17 protein-coding genes are annotated in these 19,535 nt (G+C 62.8%); 9 read left to right on the top strand and 8 right to left on the bottom strand.

Annotated elements, in window-relative coordinates:
* Positions 1–2: 2 nt before the first annotated feature.
* From GTP23_RS08620 to GTP23_RS08610, 3 genes are all read left to right on the top strand, one after another.
* On the top strand, positions 3–1,160 hold the full coding sequence (locus GTP23_RS08620; protein WP_161034819.1) for an ABC transporter permease: 1,158 nt from the start codon (positions 3–5) through the stop codon (positions 1,158–1,160).
* Positions 1,157–2,323 (top strand): ABC transporter permease, encoded by a 1,167-nt coding sequence (locus tag GTP23_RS08615; RefSeq protein ID WP_161034818.1) that lies wholly within the window; start codon positions 1,157–1,159, stop codon positions 2,321–2,323. Before GTP23_RS08620 ends, GTP23_RS08615 begins: the two co-directional genes overlap by 4 nt.
* A gap of 131 nt (positions 2,324–2,454) precedes the next feature.
* Positions 2,455–3,495 carry a GGDEF domain-containing protein gene (locus GTP23_RS08610; protein WP_161034817.1) on the top strand — a complete coding sequence of 347 codons (1,041 nt, stop codon included), beginning with the start codon at positions 2,455–2,457 and terminating at the stop codon, positions 3,493–3,495.
* Positions 3,496–3,507: 12 nt separating this feature from the next.
* On the opposite strand, the gene maiA is transcribed toward GTP23_RS08610, so the two are convergent.
* The 4 genes from maiA to GTP23_RS08590 are packed head-to-tail and all read right to left on the bottom strand — an operon-like array spanning position 3,508 to position 7,105.
* A complete protein-coding gene (maiA, locus tag GTP23_RS08605; RefSeq protein WP_161034816.1) occupies positions 3,508–4,152 on the bottom strand; it encodes a maleylacetoacetate isomerase in 645 nt (214 codons plus the stop codon).
* Between the two features lie 29 nt (positions 4,153–4,181).
* Complete coding sequence (locus tag GTP23_RS08600; protein WP_161034815.1) at positions 4,182–5,501, bottom strand: MFS transporter; 1,320 nt, start codon at positions 5,499–5,501, stop codon at positions 4,182–4,184.
* Positions 5,502–5,552: 51 nt separating this feature from the next.
* Positions 5,553–6,572: a fumarylacetoacetate hydrolase family protein gene (locus GTP23_RS08595; RefSeq protein WP_161034814.1), complete on the bottom strand. Its 1,020-nt coding sequence runs from the start codon at positions 6,570–6,572 to the stop codon at positions 5,553–5,555.
* The gene (locus GTP23_RS08590; protein WP_161034813.1) at positions 6,569–7,105 is read right to left on the bottom strand and encodes a VOC family protein; all 537 of its coding nucleotides are present in this window, start codon (positions 7,103–7,105) and stop codon (positions 6,569–6,571) included. The genes GTP23_RS08595 and GTP23_RS08590 overlap by 4 nt, the downstream gene beginning before the upstream one ends.
* Before the next feature lie 89 nt (positions 7,106–7,194).
* On the opposite strand from GTP23_RS08590, the gene GTP23_RS08585 reads away from it, so the two are divergent.
* Complete coding sequence (locus GTP23_RS08585; protein ID WP_161034812.1) at positions 7,195–8,109, top strand: LysR family transcriptional regulator; 915 nt, start codon at positions 7,195–7,197, stop codon at positions 8,107–8,109.
* A 7-nt stretch (positions 8,110–8,116) separates the two neighbouring features.
* Positions 8,117–8,689 carry a gamma-glutamylcyclotransferase gene (locus GTP23_RS08580; RefSeq protein WP_161034811.1) on the top strand — a complete coding sequence of 191 codons (573 nt, stop codon included), beginning with the start codon at positions 8,117–8,119 and terminating at the stop codon, positions 8,687–8,689.
* Between the two features lie 14 nt (positions 8,690–8,703).
* Here GTP23_RS08580 and GTP23_RS08575 read toward each other — a convergent pair whose 3' ends face one another.
* Positions 8,704–9,864, bottom strand: coding sequence for a PA0069 family radical SAM protein (locus tag GTP23_RS08575; RefSeq protein ID WP_161034810.1), 1,161 nt, complete (start codon positions 9,862–9,864; stop codon positions 8,704–8,706).
* Between the two features lie 163 nt (positions 9,865–10,027).
* Here GTP23_RS08575 and GTP23_RS22735 point away from each other — a divergent pair, with 163 nt between their 5' ends.
* The 4 genes from GTP23_RS22735 to GTP23_RS08555 all read left to right on the top strand — a co-directional run bounded on the left by GTP23_RS22735 (position 10,028) and on the right by GTP23_RS08555 (position 16,267).
* Entirely contained in the window at positions 10,028–10,612 is a 585-nt protein-coding gene (locus GTP23_RS22735; protein WP_229256013.1) for a PEPxxWA-CTERM sorting domain-containing protein, read from the top strand.
* Positions 10,613–10,902: 290 nt separating this feature from the next.
* Positions 10,903–11,520 carry a DUF2760 domain-containing protein gene (locus tag GTP23_RS08565; protein ID WP_161034809.1) on the top strand — a complete coding sequence of 206 codons (618 nt, stop codon included), beginning with the start codon at positions 10,903–10,905 and terminating at the stop codon, positions 11,518–11,520.
* A gap of 5 nt (positions 11,521–11,525) precedes the next feature.
* On the top strand, positions 11,526–13,385 hold the full coding sequence (locus GTP23_RS08560) for an Hsp70 family protein (RefSeq protein ID WP_161035546.1): 1,860 nt from the start codon (positions 11,526–11,528) through the stop codon (positions 13,383–13,385).
* Positions 13,382–16,267, top strand: coding sequence for an Hsp70 family protein (locus tag GTP23_RS08555; protein WP_161034808.1), 2,886 nt, complete (start codon positions 13,382–13,384; stop codon positions 16,265–16,267). The genes GTP23_RS08560 and GTP23_RS08555 overlap by 4 nt, the downstream gene beginning before the upstream one ends.
* A gap of 2 nt (positions 16,268–16,269) precedes the next feature.
* On the opposite strand, the gene GTP23_RS08550 is transcribed toward GTP23_RS08555, so the two are convergent.
* The 3 genes from GTP23_RS08550 to tssA all read right to left on the bottom strand — a co-directional run bounded on the left by GTP23_RS08550 (position 16,270) and on the right by tssA (position 19,528).
* Complete coding sequence (locus GTP23_RS08550) at positions 16,270–16,995, bottom strand: tRNA-uridine aminocarboxypropyltransferase (protein ID WP_161034807.1); 726 nt, start codon at positions 16,993–16,995, stop codon at positions 16,270–16,272.
* Positions 16,996–17,006: 11 nt separating this feature from the next.
* A complete protein-coding gene (locus GTP23_RS08545; RefSeq protein WP_161034806.1) occupies positions 17,007–18,596 on the bottom strand; it encodes a methyl-accepting chemotaxis protein in 1,590 nt (529 codons plus the stop codon).
* Positions 18,597–18,664: 68 nt separating this feature from the next.
* Positions 18,665–19,528, bottom strand: a complete 864-nt coding sequence (tssA, locus tag GTP23_RS08540) for a type VI secretion system protein TssA (RefSeq protein WP_161034805.1) — start codon at positions 19,526–19,528, stop codon at positions 18,665–18,667.
* Between the last annotated feature and the right edge of the window lie 7 nt (positions 19,529–19,535).

Below are 19,535 nucleotides of genomic sequence, written 5' to 3'. Positions count from 1 at the left end.
CCATGTATTCGCTGCGGCTGATCATCAAGAACGCCATGCGCCACAAGCTGCGCACCGGTTTGACGGTGCTCGGTCTGGTAGTGGCGATCTTTTCCTTCGGCCTGCTGCAGACGGTGGTCGATGCATGGTATGCCGGTTCCGAAGGTGCTTCGAATACCACCCTGGTCACCCGCAACAAGACCTCGCTGGTGTTCCCCCTGCCGCTGTCCTACCAGGCGCGCATCCGCGCCGTGCCCGGCGTGACGGGCGTGGGCTACGCCAACTGGTTCCAGGGCATCTACAAAGATCCCAAGAATTTTTTCGCCCAGTTCGCCGTCTCGGGCGAGAGCTACCTGAATATCTACCCCGACTATCTGCTGCCCGCCGAGCAGCGCGCCGCCTTCCTGCATGACCGCAAAGGCTGCATAGTCGGGCGCAAGCTGGCCGACCAGTATGGCTTCAAGGTGGGCGACACCATTCCGCTCAAAGGCACCATCTATCCCGGCAACTGGGAGCTGGTGGTACGCGGCATTTACGATGGCCGCCAGAGCAGCACCAACACGGCCACCCTGTTCTTCCACTGGGACTACGTCAACGAAACCATCAAGAAGATCATACCGCGCCGTGCCAACCAGATCGGCGTGTATGTGGTGCAGATCAACCAGCCGGAAAATGCCGCCGCGATTTCCGCCGCCGTGGACCGGGAATTCGCCAACTCGCTGGCCGAAACGCTGACCGAAACGGAAAAAGCCTTCCAGCTCAGCTTCGTCTCCATGTCGGAAGCCATCGTCGTGGCCATCCGTGTGGTGTCCTTCGTGGTGATCATCATCATTGCAGCCGTAATGGCCAACACCATGGCCATGAGCGCACGCGAACGTCTGGGCGAATATGCCACGCTCAAGGCACTCGGCTTTGGCCCCGGCTTCCTCTCGCTGATGATCTTCGGCGAATCCATGCTGCTGGCACTGGTGGGGGCGGCCATAGGCATCGCCCTGCTGTTCCCCTTCGCCGTCTTCCTCGGCAAAGTCATGGGCACCATGTTCCCCGTGTTTCAGGTGTCGCAGCTGACGGTGCTGCTGCAAATAGCTGCCGCGCTGGTGATAGGCGCTGTCGCCGCCATTGCGCCCACCATACGGGCCGTACGCATCAACATCGTCGACGGCCTGCGGAGCATAGGATGAAAATTCCACTGTCTTATGTGGCACGCAATCTGTGGGCGCGCCGTCTGACCACGGCGCTCACGGCTGCCGGTCTGGCGCTGGTGGTGTTTGTGTTTGCCACCGTGCTGATGCTGGACGAAGGGCTGCGCAACACCATGGTGACCACCGGCGAATACGATAACGTGGTACTGGTGCGGCGCGGGGCCGAAACGGAAGTCCAGAGCTTTATCGACCGGGTGCAGGCCAATATCGCGGCTAGCCACCCCGCCATTGCGCGCGACGCGACGGGGCAGCCATGGCTATCCAGAGAAACCGTGGTGCTGATTTCGCTGATCAAGCGCGACTCGGGCAAGCCGTCCAACGTCATCATCCGCGGCATCGCCCCCAACGCGCTGACGCTGCGCCCGCAAGTGAAACTGACGGCCGGCCGCATGTTCCGTTCCGGCGCTTCGGAAGTCATTGCAGGCGCCAGCATTGCGCGCCGCTTCAGCGGCGCCGGCATAGGCGAAAAGATACGCTTCGGCCAGCGCGAGTGGACGGTGGTAGGCCTTTACGACGCCGGCAACAGCGGCTTCGATTCGGAAATCTGGGGCGATGCCGATCAGCTCATGCCGGCCTTCCGCCGCAATGCCTATTCCGCCATGGTGCTGCGGCTGGCCGATAGCCGCCAGTTCGAGCAGTTCAAGCACGAAATCGAAAACGACCAGCGCCTGACGCTCGATGCCAAACGCGAGCAGACCTTCTACGCCGACCAGTCCAAGGCCCTATCCACCTTCATCAGCGTGCTGGGTCTGATCCTGTCCGTGATTTTCTCCATCGGCGCCATGATAGGCGCCACCATCACCATGTATGCGTCGGTCGCCAACCGGGTAGGCGAAATCGGCACCCTACGCGCACTGGGCTTCCAGCGCCGTAGCATACTCGCTGCCTTCCTCAGCGAATCCATGCTGCTGGCCGTGGTGGGCGGCGCGCTGGGGCTGGTCTGCGCTTCGCTGATGCAGTTCATCTCCTTCTCGACCACCAACTTCCAATCGTTTTCAGAACTGGCCTTCGGCTTCCGCCTGACCGGCGCCATCATCGTGAAAACCTTGCTGTTCTCGCTAGCCATGGGCGGCGTAGGCGGCTTCCTGCCCGCCCTGCGTGCGGCCCGCATGCCCATCGTCGACGCCCTGCGTGCCGCCTGAAGCAGTCTGCCGTGATTTATGCGGCAGCTTTACCACAGCGCTAAAAGCACATCCCCATAAAGCATGCTAGACTCGATTCACTATCAAGAGTCTCGCCACTACTGTCACTACTGCCACTAAAGCAGGCCAGCATGCCACACCAGCGCCGCCCACAAGTCCGTCCCTGCGCCACCTGGCTGTGCGTTACGGTGCTGCTCGGTGTATGCAGCCTTGCCATACCCGCTGGCGCTGGCGAGCTGCTGCCGAAACGTTTGCCCGTACGCGAATATCTGCACGAACTACGCCAGCAACTGACGGAAAAATCAACGCCGCAACGGCGCCAGTGGCGCAATGGCGACAGTCTGCGCCTGCCCATCCCTGCTGCACCGGATAACGCTGCGGGACTGGTGCCGCGCCAGCCCATGCAGCCACGCGCCCATCTGGCCCAGCGTCCCGCCACGGCCACCTGGCCGGACGCTTCGTCCTCCATCTTCGAGCGCTACTGGTGGCAGATCCTGCTCGGGGGCAGTCTGATCATTCTGCAGGGCTTGCTGATCTCCGCGCTGATTCTGGCGCTGCGCTCGCGCCGGCTCACGCTCGACGCCTTGCACGACGAGCGCAACCAGCTGGAAGCGCGGGTGCTGCAGCGTACCCAGGAACTGATGCAGGCCAACGCCAAACTCGAGCAGCTGGCCACCACCGATCCGCTGACCGGCATAGGCAACCGCCGCCGCATGACGGAGCAGATCAACCGCGAGCTCGATCGTGGCCGCCGCTTCGGCCACCCGCTATCGCTGCTGATGGCCGACATCGATCACTTCAAAAACGTCAACGACCAGTACGGCCACGAAGCCGGCGACCGCGTCATCGTGGCCGTTGCCAAGGCACTGGCCGACGGAGTGCGCAATATCGATATGGCGTCGCGTTTCGGCGGCGAGGAATTTGTGCTGCTGATGCCGGAAACTTCCATCGAAGTGGCTACCAGTGCGGCCGAACGGCTGCGTCAGGAAATCGCCGCGCTCGAAGTCAAGGGCGACAAGGGCGAGAGCATCCACTTCACCATCAGCATAGGCGTGGCCATGGCGCCGCCGGACAACACCACGGATACACCGTCGACACTGGTATCGCGTGCCGACAAGGCGCTGTATCAGGCCAAGGACGCGGGCCGCAACCGCGTAGTGAGCAGCGGCTAGACCACCGCTGCCTTATTCCGCATCCGGCTGCTGCGCGGGGTGGGCCTGCTGGAAGGCGGGCAGTTCGGCGCAAGCCGTGTGGATACGCACGATGTTGGGATATGGGCTCAGATCGAGCTGGAAGCGCTGGGCATTGAACACCTGCGGCACCAGACAGCAATCGGCCAGCGTGGGCGTATCGCCATGGCAGTAGCGGCCGGTGCGCGTATCCGTCGCCAGCAGCTGCTCGAAGGACGCCAGCCCCGCGCTCATCCACTGGTGCAGCCAAGCCAGCTTCTGCTCTTCCGTCACATTCAGCACCCCGGTCAGGTACTTGAGCACGCGCAGATTACCCAGCGGGTGAGTATCCGCTGCAATGGTCAGCGCCAGTGCCCGTACGCGCGCACGGCCGGCCGCATCGGCGGGCAGCAGCGGCAAGTCCGGACGGGTCTCGTCCAGATATTCGATGATGGCCAGCGACTGGCCGATGGCAGCACCACCATCGTCCAGCGCCGGCAGCAGGCCGGCAGGATTGACGGCACGGTAGGCCGGCTGCAGCTGTTCGCCGCCATCGCGCAGCAGGTGCACGGGTACGGCGTCGTAGGCCAGCCCTTTCAGATTCAGGGCGATGCGCACGCGGTAGGCAGCGGAACTGCGGAAATAGGTATAGAGCTTCATGATCAGATCCGGAATGGTTCGGTTATGTTTCAGTCCTGCCCGGCCGGCGTTGCCATCATCCACAGCATGAGCGCGGACAGCAGCGCAGGCACGGCGGCAATCAGGAAGATGGTGCTGTTCGGCCAGTTCATGCGCAGCAGTTCACCGCCCAGTAACGGGCCGATGATGGAACCTATGCGCCCCACGCCCAGACTCCAGCCTATGCCGGTGGAACGCAGTGTGGTGGGATAGTAGTTCGCTGCCAGCGCATTCACGGCAGGCTGGCCACCCACGATGCAGAAGCCCGCCACCAGTATGGCGATGCACAGCAGCGCCAGCAGATGCTGCGACTGGCCGATCAGCGCGATGGCCGCAGCCGCCAGCAGAAAGCTGGGGATCAGCACGCGGCGGAAGCTGGAACGGTCGATCAGCTGGCCCATCGCCAGTGTGCCGATGGTGCCACCCACCGGCAGGATGGTACCGGCCAGCACGGCCGCGCTGGTGGACAGTCCGGCATCTTTGAGGATAGTCGGCAGCCAGTTGGACAGGAAGTAGAGGTTGAGCAGATTGAGGAAGTTCACCAGCCAGAGCAGCAGCGTGGTGCGGGCCCGGCCAGCCTTGAACAGGGCCGCAACGGAGCCCCGGCTATCACCCTGTTCCGCTACCAGATAGCCCTGCCCGTGCTGCGGCGTGAAGGCCGGATCAATGCGGCGTAGCCATTCGGCCACCCGTTCGATGCGCTTGCCGCTCAGGATGACGAACTGCATGGACTCCGGCAGCATCCACAGCATCAGCAGGCCTATCGCCAGCGGCAGCGCGCCGCCGATGTAGAACACCGCATGCCAGCCATACACGGGCATCACGGCGGCCGCCACCAGCCCGCCCACGACAGCGCCCACCGTAAAGCCGCAGGACACCAGCATCATCAGCGTGACGCGGCGCCGGCGCGGGCTGTATTCGCCGGCCAGCGCCATCACGTTCGGCATGATGGCACCCAGCCCTACGCCGGTAATGAAGCGCAGCCACTGCAGCTGCTCCAGCGTGGTGCAGGCAGGCGTGAGCAGCATACAGACCGAGAAGAATAGCGTAGCGCCTATCAGTACGGGACGTCGCCCCAGCTGATCGGCCAGTACGCTGAACAGGAGCGAACCGGCCAGCATGCCGAACAGACCGGCGCCGAACACCGGCCCCAGACTGGCTTTGCTGACGTGCCACTCCTGTATGATGGCCGGCGCCACATAGCCCATGGCCTGCACGTCGAAACCATCCATCAGAATGCACAGGCCGCACAGCAGATACACACCGAGCTGGAACCGGCTGATGGGGCTACGCTCGACCAGTGCGGCGATATCGACGGGTGCATGCTGCATCTGCTGCGCTACCTTTCTGCGTGAATTACGCGGAGTAAGCTACCCGGAAAATCAGCGTTCCGAATAGTGGGTGATGGTCTGCTCGATCGCGCCGAAAATGCTGCTGCCCTGACCATCGTGCATCTCGATGCGTACGGTATCGCCGAAGTGCAGATAGCTGGTCTGCGGCTTGCCCGTTTCGATGGTTTCGTACATACGCACTTCGGCCAGACAGCAATAGCCAACACCGCCGTTGGCGATGCTGGAACCGTGCAGACTGCCCTGCTTGTTCGAGACTGTACCGGAACCGATAATGGTACCAGCTACCAGTTCGCGCGTGGTGGCCGCATGCGCTACCAGCTGGGCAAAATTGAAGGTCATGTCCTCGCCCGCATTCGGCTTGCCGAAAGGCTGGTGATTGAGTTCCACCAGCAGCGGCAGATGCACTTTGCTGTCGGCCCAGTGTGCGCCCAGTTCATCCGGCGTGACGGCCACCGGCGAGAAGGCGCTGGCCGGCTTGGACTGGAAGAAGCCGAAGCCTTTGGCCAGTTCGTTAGGAATCAGGTTACGCAGCGAGACATCATTGACCAGCATGACCAGCCGGATCGCCCTGGCACTATCGTCCAGGCTCGCGCCCATGCGCACATCGCCAGTAATCACGGCCACTTCGGCTTCCAGATCGATGCCCCATTCTTCCGACAGCGCATACACAGGATCACGCGGACCGACGAAGCTATCCGAGCCGCCCTGATACATCAGCGGGTCCGAATAGAACGAGGCTGGCACTTCCGCATTGCGGGCTTTGCGCACCAGTTCCACGTGGTTGATGTAGGCCGAACCATCGGCCCACTGGTAGGCGCGCGGCAGCGGCGAGTGGCAGAAATTCTGGTCAAACGGCTGGGTGTCCAGCAGTTCGCCGGCGTTCAGCGCGGCATATACCTGTTCCAGCCGCGGCGCGACCAGCTCCCAGTTATCCAGTGCGTGCTGCATGGTGGCCGCGATTTTCGGCACATGCTGGTAACGCGACAGATCGCGGCTAACCACTACCAGGCGGCCGTCACGGCTGCCATCTTTCAGTGTTGCGAGTTTCATGCCTTGACCTCCGGTGCGTGCATCCACGCGGCGTGTTTCGGTGCTTTGCGGGTCTGTGCCCATTCCTCCAGCATTTCCCATTTGACGGCGTCGAGGCGCTCCATCATTTCCGGCGTGCCCGTGTTGGCCGCCAGTTCCAGCCGGTGGCCGTTAGGGTCGAAGAAGTAGATCGATTTGAAGATGGTGTGATTGACCGGGCCGATCACATCGATACCGGCCGCCACCAGACGCTCTTTGGCCGCCAGCAGCTCATCCATCGATGCCACTTCCAGCGCCAGATGCTGCACCCAGTTCGGGGTGTTGCGGTCGCGGTCCATGGGCGGCTGGGTCGGCAGTTCGAAGAACGCCAGAATATTGCCATTGCCGGCATCGAGGAACACGTGCATATACGGGTCCGGTGCCTTGGTGGACGGGACTTCGTTCTCGGCGATGGCCAGGACGAAATTCATATTCAGGTGCTTGCCATACCACTCGACAGTCTGTTTAGCGTCGATGCAGCGGTAGGCGACGTGGTGTACTTGCTTGATTTTCATGATTGCCTCCAACTAGGACATACGCCATTAAAAGCCAAATTCAGATATCATACAAACAGTATTTCTCACCTCATTTATCAGATTTTCCGATGAATCCCAATTTACGCCAGATGCGCGCCCTGGTGGCAGTGGCCAAGACAGGCAGCTTCACGCTGGCCGCCGAGCACCTGAACGTGACCCAGTCGGCGCTGAGCGGCCAGATCAAGGAACTGGAACAGCTGCTCGGCGTGCGCGTGGTCGAACGCACCACCCGCAAGGCCCAGCTATCCGAACTGGGACGGGAACTGACGCCCCTGTTCGACAAGATACTGCAGGATCTGGACCGCGCCATGGGCGACATTGCCAAACGGCGGGCGCTCAAGCAGGGCTCGGTGCGCATCGCGGCGCCGCAGATGCTGTCCTGTACTCTACTACCGGAAGTGATCGCTGCCTACCGCGCGCGCTATCCCGATGTGCAGGTGCTGCTGGCCGATAGCCCTGTAGAGCTGGTGGCGGCGCGCGTGTTCAGCGGCGAAACCGACTTCGGCATCGGCCCCGAACGCGATGCGGCCACCGAGATCGAAGCCCAGCAGCTATTCGAAATGCCTTTCGTCGTGGTATTCCCGCCCGACCATCCGCTCGACCAGCTGGAACGCATCACCTGGACCGATGTGATCGACTACCCCATGATCTCGCTGCAGGGCCAGTTCACGGAACGGCTGTTGCGCGACATGCACGCTTCCTTCCGCGAACAGTCCATCACGCCCTACAATGAAGTGACGTTCATGACGACGGCGCTGGCCATGGTACACGCGCGGCTGGGCATCACCGTCTGTCTGCCCTATGCAGAAAAGATGGTACAGCTGTACGGCCTGCGCATGCGCACGCTGGAATCGCCTGCGCTGACGCGCCGCTTCTTTGTCTACACCCGTAATGCCCGGGCACTGTCGCCTGCTGCCGAGAGCTTCGTCAGCTTCCTGCAGGAGTTTGCCGCTGCCCATGAATGGAATGTGCCGCAAGGCTGATCTCGCTATGACTATCAACACCATCGCCATCAACCAGCAGATGGACGACTTCGACGGCTACCACAGCGTCTGGCTGTTCGGCTACGGCTCGCTGATCTACAAGGCCGACTTCCCCTATCTGGAACGGCGCCCTGCCAGCATCAGCGGCTGGACGCGGCGCTTCTGGCAAGGCTCGCATGACCACCGCGGCACGCCCGAAGCACCGGGCCGCGTGGTCACGCTGATCGAACATGCAGGCGCCACCTGCCACGGCATGGCTTACCTGATCACGCCGGAAGTATTCGCCCACCTCGATCACCGCGAAAAAAACGGCTATCTGCGTCTGGCTACCCCGATTACTTTTGCCGATGGCCATAGCGAACTGGGCCTCGTCTACATTGCCATGCCCGATAACGACGCCTACCTCGGCGCGGCCAGCGAGCTGGAAATCGCCCGTCACATCGCCAGCTCGGCCGGCCCCAGCGGCCCGAATGCGGACTACCTCAACCTGCTCGCCCATGCCTTGCGCGATATGGGCCAGAGCGATCCGCATGTGTTCGCCATCGAGCAGCATCTGGCCAGTTTCGACAAAGCCGACTGAACCATCGAGCGCCGTCAGAATAGATCTAGCTGCCCCGTCCCAGCCGGCCGCGCCCGTGCGCCCAGCGGCGGCACCACCAGCGGCCGCGTGAACTGGCTCGTATCCATTTCATGAAAGCGGCTGCTGTGCCCGCCTAAGCCCAGCCGCGCACTGGCAATCTTGAAACGCTGGCGTATCATGTCCGCCCACACACCTTCGCCACGCATGCGGCTGCCAAAGTTGCTATCGTAGTCTTTGCCGCCGCGCAGATCGCGCACGCGGTTCATCACCCGCTGGGCCCGCTCGGGAAAATGCGCCTGCAACCACTGCTGGAACAGGGGCGCCACTTCCCACGGCAGACGCAATACCGTGTAGTGCGCACTCAGCGCGCCCGCCTCGCGCACAGCCTCCAGCAGCTGCTCGATTTCCGGTTCCGTCACAAAGGGAATGATGGGGGCGATGCTCACTGCGACGGGTATGCCCGCTTGCGTCAGCGTACGGATGGTGCGCAAACGTCGGGCCGGTGTGGCCGCACGTGGCTCCAGCGTGCGTGCCAGCGTGGAATCCAGGGTCGTCAGGGTCAGCGCCACGGCTGCCTGCCGTTTGGCTGCCATGGGCGCGAGAATATCGATATCGCGCTCGATCAGGGCGGACTTGGTAATCAGCCCGACAGGATGCTGGCACTCCTGCAGCACTTCCAGCACGCGCCGCGTCAGCTTGCGTTCGCGTTCGCATGGCTGGTAGGCATCCGTATTCACGCCTAGCGCAATCGACTGCGGCACATAGCCAGCCTTGGCCAGTTCGCGCCGCAGCATCTCCGGTGCATTGACCTTGGCAAAAATCTTGCTCTCGAAATCCATGCCGGGCGACAGCCCCAGATAGCTGTGGGTCGGCCGCGCATAGCAGTAGATACAGCCGTGCTCGCAGCCCCGATAGGGATTGAGCGAAACGCTGAATGGCAGATCGGGCGACTGGTTACGGCTCAGAATCGATTTGCAGTACTCGTCCGTCACCTGCGTTTTCCAGGGCGACGCCGGCTCGCCCTCTTGCTCATGTTCCCAGCCATCGTCATACGGCTCGCGTTGCTGCCCCTCGAAGCGCCCCTGCAGATTCGTCACCGCGCCCCGCCCTTTTTGCCCTTTGAGCGAAGGCGGCGGCAGCATCACCTGCGACTGGTTGTTTTCATCATGGGACATATCCCCTCCTGCGTTGTAATAACCCAACCCGATTAATTATCGAAATGGAAACTATAGATTAGCAAGTGACTTTTCGATGATATTATGCAAATTAAGTTGCAATAAAAGAAATTCTATGCAGGATTAGATTTTTATAACGACGTATCAACTCGCGGGGGAAATCATGAACTTCGTAAAAAAAATAGCACTTGCCGCAGCAATTACAGTGACTCTGGCCTGTACAGCCAACGCCACCCCATTGAAATACGAAATTAAAGGTACGGGCTCCGGCAGCCTAGGCGGCACCACCTTCAGCAATCAGGCCTTTGATATCAGCTTCATAGGCGATGCCGCTGGCACTCCAGACCTGATCGATCCGCTCACCAGCGCCCAGATCGCCGTCAGCGGCTTGGGCACAGCCACCCTCAACATCGCCACCCGCGTCGGTCTGGCAGGAACTACCATCGTCTATTTCAGCCACTCCGAAAGCCAAGGCGGTCTCGATCTATTCGACTTCCGCGTACTCACGCCTATCAGCAGCCTCAACTCGGTATTCACTGTGGCTGGTACGGACATCTTTGCACTCGATCAGTTCAAGAACATCAGCAGCACGCTGGGCAATGTCACTCTCGAATCCTCATCAGATGTAGTGTTTTCCAGCTCTGACGTTAGCGCGGTACCAGAACCAGAAACCTATGCCCTCATGCTGGCCGGGATGGGTCTGATCGGTGTAGCGGCACGTCGCAAAGCTAGCAAACAAGCTGCGTAAATACATAGCTCCACCGCGGGACAGTACAGCTTGTGCTGTCCCGCCCCCTGCTGCCAATCCCCACCTCCCGACTCTGCCCTGTATTCCCGCCGTCTAACGATAATAAATAACTGTATTTTTATACAGTATTTTAGACGCTGATTCTTAAGCTAACAAGCGAAAAATCAAAGGTACGGCACCACCTTCTTGGGTGGCCTGAGCCAAGCTGGTATCATGCTCGCCTTCCGGGGGTATGGTTGATCCCTGCGCCCAGCGCGCCCCCACGCCAGACTATCTATGCGAGCCTAACCATGAACACTCAAGCCCAGCCGTCTTTTGCCAGCCGGATTTCCATCGCCATCGGCGCCTTCTTCCGCGCCCTGTCCGATGCTGACTATGCGGCCCGCCTGCGCGATATCGACCGCGCACCGGTCGCTGCACCTGTTGCGCCCCCTGCTCCGGCACCGGTCGCCGCGCCTGCTCCTGCTCCTGCTCCTGCGCCTGCTCCTGCTCCCGCGCCAGCACCCGCCCCTATCGTACTGCGCGAAGCCACGCCAGACGCTGCCCTGCAGTTGCTGACGCTGTTCCAGCGCGAAGCCCGCCTGATCGACTTCACGCAGGAAAATCTGGCTGCCTACTCGGATGCCGACATCGGCGCCGCTGCCCGCGTGGTGCACGAAGGCTGCAACAAAGTGCTGCGCGAGCACTTCAGCATCGAGCCCGTACGCAGCGAAGCGGAAGGCAGCCGCATCGTGCTGGAAACCGGCTTCGACGCCGCCACCGTGCGCCTGACGGGCAACGTCGTCGGCAGCGCCCCATTCCGCGGTGCCCTCAGCCACCGTGGCTGGCGCGCCACCAGTGTGCGTCTGCCTAAACTGGCCGAAGCCCATGACGCCAGCATACTGGCACCGGCCGAGGTGGAACTATGAGCGATATGAACACTGCCCGTTACGCCATCGGCATTGACCTCGGTACCACGCATAGCGCCCTGTCCTACGTCGACCTGCAAGCCAGCGAAGGCGAAAAGACCCGGCAATCCGTGCTGGCCATTCCGCAGGTAACGGCACCGGGTACGGTAGAAGAACTGCCACTGCTGCCCTCCTTCCTGTATCTGCCCCATGCGGAAGAACTGGCTGCCGGCGACACCACCCTGCCGTGGGCAGCACCAGCCCATGAACAGAACAGCGTGGCCGGTGAAATGGCGCGCAGCCGTGGCGCCACCACGCCTATCCGTCTGGTCTCCAGCGCCAAGAGCTGGCTGTGCCACGCCGGCGTGGACCGCCGTGCCGCCATCCTGCCCAACGACGCGCCGGAAGAAGTGCAGCGCGTGTCGCCACTGGAAGCCTCCACCCGCTACCTGTCGCACCTGCGTCAGGCCTGGGAACAGGCCCACCCCGAAGCGCCGTTCGGCGAGCAGGCCGTTACCGTCACCATCCCCGCCTCGTTCGATCCGGGTGCGCGCGAACTGACGGCCGATGCCGCCCGCGCGGCCGGCTACACCAACCTCACCCTGCTGGAAGAACCGCAGGCCGCGCTGTATAGCTGGATACAGGGCAGCGAAGGCCGCTGGCGCAAGGAAGTCAAACCGGGCGACATCATCCTCGTCGTGGACGTGGGCGGCGGCACCAGCGACTTTTCGCTGATCGCCGTACTGGAACGCGACGGCGTGCTGGAACCGCACCGCATCGCCGTGGGCGACCACATACTGCTGGGTGGCGACAACATGGATCTGGCGCTGGCCCATCTGGTCGCGCGCAAGCTGGCCGCCAGCGGCACCCAGCTCGACGCATGGCAGATGCGCGCGCTCACCTATGGCTGCCGCAGCGCCAAGGAAAAGCTGCTGGCCGATGCCAGCGTGGAGAGCTACCCCATCGTCGTGCCTAGCCGTGGCTCGAAGCTGATCGGCGGGTCTATCCGCACCGAACTGACGCGCGCCGAAGTCACCACCTTCATCCTCGACGGTTTCTTCCCGCTGGTGGAAGCCTCGGCCCGCCCTGCCGTGCGTACCCGTGCCGGTCTGACCCAGCTTGGCCTGCCGTATGCGCAGGACGCCGGTATCACCCGTCATCTGGCCGCCTTCCTGGCGCGCCAGCTGGGCGCCACCAGCGAGCTGCAAGGCTATGCCGGCAAACAGCCAGCGGAAGCCAGCTTCCTGCATCCGACCGCCGTGCTGTTCAACGGCGGCGTGTTCAAGTCCGACCTGCTGGCCCAGCGCGTAATGGCCACCATCAACGACTGGCTCTACATGGAAGGCGCCGAAGCAGCACGCATGCTGGCCGGTGCCGATCTCGATCTGGCCGTGGCCCGAGGTGCGGCCTATTACAGCTATGTGCGACGCGGCGCCGGCGTGCGTATCCGTGGCGGCACGGCACGCTCCTACTACGTCGCCATCGAATCCGCCATGCCCGCCATCCCCGGCATGGAGCCGCCAATACAGGCGCTGTGCGTGGCGCCGTTCGGCATGGAAGAAGGCAGCGAAGTGGAACTGCCCGATCAGGAATTCGGCCTCGTCGTGGGCGAACCTGTGCAATTCCGCTTCTTCGGTTCTTCGGTACGCCGTCAGGACCAGATCGGGACTCTGCTGGACTTCTGGGCACCCGACGAACTGCTGGAACTGAACGAGATACAGGCCAATCTGTCGCCGGAAGGCCGTCAGGCCGGCGAAGTGGTGCAGGTACGCCTGCATGCCATGGCCACCGAATCGGGCACGCTGGAACTGCTGGCCGTGGCCAGTGATGGCCAGCGCTGGAAAGTCGAATTCGACGTCCGCTCGGGAGCCTCCGGCGCAGCATGATGTCAGCCACCAAGCCAGCCATCGTCAGCATCGATCTGGGCACCACCAACACGGTGCTGGCGTATGCCTTGGCGGGCAGCAGCGAAATCCGGCTGTTCGAAATCGAACAGCTGACTGCCGCCGGTGAAATCGGCAGCGCCACTTTGCTGCCCTCACTGCGCTACCATCCGGCGCAGGGCGAACTGGCGGACAGCGCACTGCAACTGCCGTGGCCTGCGCACGATGTAGCGGGTCTCGAGCAGGTAGTCATCGGCAGGCTGGCACGCCAGCTCGGCGCCCAAGTGCCGGGCCGCGTGGTGGCCAGTGCCAAAAGCTGGCTGTCGCACCCGCAGGTCGACCGCACGGCCGCCATCCTGCCATGGGGTGCCGAGGCCGATGTCGCCAAAGTCTCGCCCGTTGCCGCCAGCGCCTCCTATCTGGCGCACCTGCGTAGCGCATGGAACACCCGTCATCCCGAGCTGCCGCTGGAACAGCAGCAGCTCGTGCTCACCATCCCCGCCTCGTTCGACGAAGCTGCCCGCGCATTGACCCTGCAGGCCGCCAAACTGGCCGGCCTGCCGCAACTGCGCCTGCTGGAAGAACCGCAGGCTGCCTTCTACGACTGGCTGTACCGCCAGCGCGCCAGCCTTGCCAGCGAACTGGCCAGCACCCGTCTGGTACTGGTGGCCGATGTGGGCGGCGGCACCACCGACTTCAGTCTGATGAAGGTGGCGCTGCAGGATGGCCAGCCCGTGATCGAACGCATAGGCGTGGGCAACCACCTGATCCTCGGTGGCGACAATATGGATCTGGCGCTGGCCCATCTGATCGAAAGCCGCCTTGCCAATACTGATGGCACGCCGGCACCCCGCCTCTCGGCCAGCCGGCTGGCGCAACTGGCAGAACGCTGCCGCGCCGCCAAGGAAATCCTGCTGGCCGACGATGCACCCGAGCAGGTGAGCGTCACCCTGCTGGGCAGTGGTTCCAAGCTCATAGGCGGCAGCCGTTCGGCCCAGCTCACCCGCGCCGAAGTGCAGGAGCTGGTGGTCGATGGCTTCTTCCCGTTCAATCCCGAACGCGAAGCAGCACGACGCGGCCGTGCTGCGCTGACCGAATTCGGCCTGCCTTATGCCAGCGATGCCGCCATCACGCGCCATCTGGCCGGCTTCCTGCGCCAGCACGCCGCTGCAGCGCGTGCCGCACTGGGGCTGGCGCCGGACGACAGCAGCATCCCGGTACCGGACACCCTGCTGCTCAATGGCGGCGTGTTCCGCGCCCCTGCACTGGCGCAGCGGCTGGAACAGGTGCTGGCCGCATGGCGCGGTCAGCCTTTGACGCTGCTCCACAACGATAATCCCGATGTCGCCGTTGCTCGCGGTGGCGTGGCCTATGCACTCGGTCAGGCCGGACAGGCGCCCGTCATCGGTGGCGGTTCGGCGCGCAACTACTATCTGCTGCTGGACGACGGCAGTCGTGCCGACCTGCCGCGCCGCGCCATCTGCCTGCTGCCACAGGGCAGTCCCGAAAACAGCGAGGTGCTGCTGACGGAGCGCAGCTTCGCGCTGCGCCTGGGCCGCCCTGTACGCTTCCACCTCGCCGCCAGCAGCGGTGCAGAGCACATCCCGCAGGCTGGCGAACTGGTGCAACTGGCAGCAGACGAGTATGTGGCCCTGCCGCCCATAGCTACTGTGCTGCGCGATGAACAGGCTGACACCCGCAAGGAAATCGTCGTGCGGCTAGCCACGACGCTGAGCGAAGTGGGCACGCTGGAAATGCACTGCGTGGCACAGGACAGCGCCCAGCGCTGGCTGCTGGAATTCCAGTTGCGCGACGATGGCACCAGCGTCGATGCGGACGACAGTGCTGCAGCGGCGGAGGCGCCCATGCCCGCCGGCTTTGCTGCCGCGATGGAGCGCATAGACCGCATCTTCGGCAGCCGCGCGCAGCAGGTTGAATTGAAAGAAGTGCGCCAGCTGCGCGCCCAGCTGGAACAGCTGCTGGGCAGCCGCGAAAGCTGGCCCACCGCCCTGCTGCGCCGCCTGTTCGACGCCCTGCTGGAACGTGGCAAAGGCCGGCGCCGCTCGGCCGATCACGAGCGCGTCTGGCTCAACCTGAGCGGCTACTGCCTGCGCCCCGGCTTCGGCGCACCGCTCGATGCGTGGCGCATCGAACAGCTATGGGCCATGTACGACACGGGCATCCAGTACCACAAGGATGCGCAAGCCTGTGCCGAATGGTGGACGCTATGGCGCCGCGTGGCCGGTGGCCTCGACGTGCCCATGCAGCTGCGCGTACTCGATGATTTCGCTTTCAACGTGCAGGCCGATGAGGCCGAGCGCGGACGCCGCCCCGTCACGCTGGTCAACGGCAGCGAGGAAGACATGCTGCGCCTTGGTGCTTCGCTGGAGCGCATACCTGGCAATTACAAGGCCGAAATCGGCGCATGGATGATGGGCCGCCTGCAGGCCATGGGACGCAGCGCCGCCAAACGCGCTGCCATCGGCAGCCGGGTTGCCACGCAGGATGCCGCCAAGGCGGAAGCCGTGATGGCACGCTTCCTGTGGGGCTTGAGCCGCGTCGGTGCGCGCCAGCCCTTCCACGGCAGCGCGCACGATGTGGTGGAGACTGCCATCGTCACCGCATGGCTGGCGCAAATACAGCAGCTGGACTGGAAGAAGCTGGAAGCCGCAGCCTATGCCGCCGCCCATCTGGCCCGCATGACGGGCGACCGCACACGCGATATTGACGACGTGCTGCGTGCCGAAATCCTGCGCCGCCTGAGCGGCATCGGCGCGCCCGTCAGCTGGAGCGCCATGGTGCGCGAGGTGGTGCAGCTCGATCAGGCCGACGAAAAGCGCATGCTGGGCGACGCCCTGCCACCCGGCCTGAAATTAATCGCCTGATGTTAATCGCCTGAACCTGACGACAAGGGTGGCATAAACGCGGCCTGCTGCGCCACAAACCCGTCGAAGGCGGCAATCAGTGCATCGTAGCGCCGGGGTGCCTGCTCCAGCTGTGCCAGCGCATACACGGTGGCCTCCAGCGTGGAAAGCTGGTCCGGCAGATGGGCTTTGCGGATCAGATAATGCGATGGTGGCGTGGCCTTCAGGGGCAGGCGCGGCAGGCTTTGCAGCGCAGGATTCAGATACAGCATCTTGCGGCTCTTGCGCCACGTACCATCCAGCACAATCAGACGTAGCTGCTGCGGTTCCTGCAGCCAGGCGGGATCAAGCGGCTGTGCCGGTGCCATCCCCAGCGACTGCTCACCCGGCATTTCCGGATACAGCAGGATATTGCGGCGCGGACCGGCCAGCAGCTGTGCCAGTTGCGCCGCTTCGAACTGTTCGCCCACCACCAGCTGGCTAGCTGCGAGGCTCAGATGCAGCAAACGTGCGCTGCCTTTGGCCTGCTGCACTTCCAGCGGATGCTGCAGGATCAGCACTTCCACTTGCGGCGTATGCGCAGATATCCATTCACAGATACAGCTGCGCTGCGGACGCAGACAGCGCTGGCACTGGCTGCGCACAGGCCGGACGGCGACGGGTGGGGACGTTACGGCAGGGATAGCGCCGGCAGGCGCAGTTACTGCTGCGGCGATGGGGCGCGCCGCATCGCCACTACGGGTATGCATAAGGCGCTATCTTACTGCAAGCGCAAGCTCGGTGTACGTTGCTGGGGTGTGCGCTGCTGGGCAACGTCGAGTTTAAACACGGCCACAAGCTCATTGAGTTTGCCCGATTGTTCCTGCAGCGATTCGGCCGCCGCTGCCGCCTGTTCCACCAGCGCCGCATTCTGCTGCGTCACCTGATCCATCTGGGTAATCGCATCATTCACCTGCGCGATGCCCAGACTCTGCTCTTCGCTGGCGTTGCTAATCTGGCTCATGATGCTGGTGACCTTGCCTATGCTCTCCACAATCTCGTGCATGGTGGAGCCGGCCTTATCGACCAGCTCGGAACCGAGCGCCACATTCTGCACCGAGTCGTCGATAAGAATCTTGATGTCCTTGGCCGCTGCTGCCGAACGCTGTGCCAGCGTGCGGACTTCCGATGCCACCACGGCAAAGCCGCGGCCCTGCTCGCCCGCGCGTGCTGCTTCCACGGCAGCATTCAGTGCCAGAATATTGGTCTGGAAAGCGATGCCGTCGATCACGGAGATAATGTCGACGATCTTGCGCGACGATTCGTTGATGGCGCCCATGGTCTGCACCACCTCGCCCACTACCGCGCCGCCACGGCTGGCAATGTCGGAGGCTACATTGGCCAGCTGGTTGGCTTCGCGTGCATGTTCGGCATTGAAACGCACAGTCGAGGTCAGCTGCTCCATCGACGATGCCGTCTCCTCCAGCGAACTGGCCTGCTGCTCGGTGCGCGACGACAGATCGAGATTGCCATGGGCGATTTCGCTCGATGCGCTGGCGATCAGTTCCGTGCCATTCCGCACTTGCCCGACGATGTTGACCAGATTGCCGTTCATGGTCTTCAGCGCGTGCATCAGTTTGCCCGCCTCGTCTTCGCTATGCACTTGTATGTCGCTGGTCAGATCACCCGAGGACACCGTTTCCGCCACTTTCACGGCATAGTTGATTGGTCCGGTAATCGATTGCGATATCCACCATGCGGCCGTCACGCCGAGCACGATGGCGGCAACGCCCAGCGTAATCAGCAGCATGCGGCCACTGGTGTACTGGCTCTTGATTTCGGTCGCCGCCTCATCCAGCTCTTCGCTCTGGCGGTCGGCAAATTTTTTCAGCGCATCCAGATAGACCGTACGGCTACGCGTCATTTCCGTTTCGTGCAGTTTCTTCGCGCCTTCCAGATCGCCAGCAGCCTTGGCCGCAAACACGGCTTTGCGGATATCCGTGTAAGTCTTGCGGGCGACCTGCAACTGATCGAACAGAGTCTTCAGTTCCACATCTTCGATATTTTTCCCGATCTCGTCCTGTATCTTGGTTGCAGCCGTGGACGAAGCGGCCATCAGCCCTTCCAGCGTTTTCTGGTCAGCCGGATCGGTGGCCATCACGGCCCCCATGGTCCGCGCCGCGTTCACTTCGATGATCTTGCCCCACTCGGCAATCATGCGCTCGTCGCGTATGCGCACGTTAATCATGTCTTCCGTCAAAGCACTGGCATTACTCAGTCGCAGCAGGCCCACCACCGTCATCGCCACCAGCAGCAACAGCACCAGCGCGAAACCTATCCCCAGACGTGTCCCGATTTTAAAATTATTCATTCGTGCCTCACTGAAATAATCTGTGTTTAAATCCTAGCATTATTTCTTGGCAACTTCGAATGATTTCGTTAATTCGTGCTAGCCACTCCCAGCATGGTTTCCAGCTGGGCTAGCTGGCCGCTATCCCTGACGACCTCCCGCAGCCAGTCATGCAAAGGCATCTCGCCCCAGCTTGCGGCCTTCTCCGCCAGATAGGCCACGGGGCTATGGGGCTCTGCCGCCCGAAAATAGGCCGCCACTCGGCGTAATTCGCCCAGCGCCTGCTGGCGATTGCGTATCGGCCCGTCACCACAGGCTTGCATTCCGATAGGCGTTGTTTCTGACACAATCGGCAGCAGCGTTGATGCGCTCTCATCCTCGGCGTGCAGTTCCAGTGCCTGCACACTTTCGTGTGCCGCAGCAAAGCTAGGTCCCTCGCTGCCGAGGCGCCGGTCGCACACCTGTTCCAGTTGCTGCAGCATGGCCGCGCAATGGCCGGCATCGCTGCGCGCCACCGCGCCATGTTCTTGCTGCCATACGCGCATGAGCGCCGGAATACGGCTCACCAGCCAGCGCAGATTGCCGATGCGCTGATCGAAATCGCCGTCCTCCCCGAGTGGATACACGGAGTCCCAGAACTGCTCGCACAATCCTGCCAGCACGGCCAGGCCATCACCCAGTCCGCGTGGCCCTTCCGTCTGGGCCAGCGCCTCGGCCAGCCACGCCGCCAGACGCATATCCTTGCTACGGCTTTCGATCAATTCGGCACAGCGGCTGGCCACCAGCGGCCAGTCGGCCTGCCTGAGAGTCGTCACCCAGACACCCTGATCCAGCGCCGGATCGTCTTCCAGCCGCGCACGGGCTATCCGGTCCATGTCTTCGCTATAGGTCAGATCGTCGCCACAGGGACGCTCGTCACTGATCGCCTGTAATAGCCGGGAGAGATTCAACATAGGCGCC

Source organism: Duganella fentianensis (assembly GCF_009857835.1).
Taxonomy (GTDB): domain Bacteria; phylum Pseudomonadota; class Gammaproteobacteria; order Burkholderiales; family Burkholderiaceae_D; genus Rugamonas; species Rugamonas fentianensis.
Note: the sequence above shows the minus strand (reverse complement) of the source record. Positions and strands in the feature narration are given on the sequence as shown.